Annotated in this window: 1 pseudogene; it reads right to left on the minus strand. The window is 64.8% G+C overall.

Annotation, left to right across the window (positions count from 1 at the left end):
• Positions 1-335 (minus strand): annotated as a pseudogene (locus tag EN859_RS36315) (hypothetical protein); the annotation flags it as partial.

Genomic DNA, 335 nt, shown 5'->3' on the forward strand with positions numbered 1-335 from the left:
GGCGAGCCGGTATAGTGCTCGACCATCAGGCGGACCGATCCCGAGATGGCCTTCAGCTGCAGCGCCATGTAGGGCACGGCGCCGATCGTCGCGATCAGCGTCGCGATCGCCGCCACGATGAAGCTCTTGCCGTAGCGGGCGCCGAGAAAGTCGGCGATCGAGGTGATCTTCTCGGTCTTGGCCAGCCGGACGATACGATTGAGCAGGGGAAAGCCGAACACGAACACCAGCGCCGGCCCGGTATAGATGCCGAGGAATTCGAGGCCGCGCTCGGAGGACAGCCCGACCGAGCCGAAAAACGTCCAGGAGGTGCAGTAGATGGCGAGGCTGAGCGC

It is taken from the genome of Mesorhizobium sp. M00.F.Ca.ET.216.01.1.1, from assembly GCF_004010325.2.
Taxonomy (GTDB): Bacteria; Pseudomonadota; Alphaproteobacteria; order Rhizobiales; family Rhizobiaceae; genus Mesorhizobium.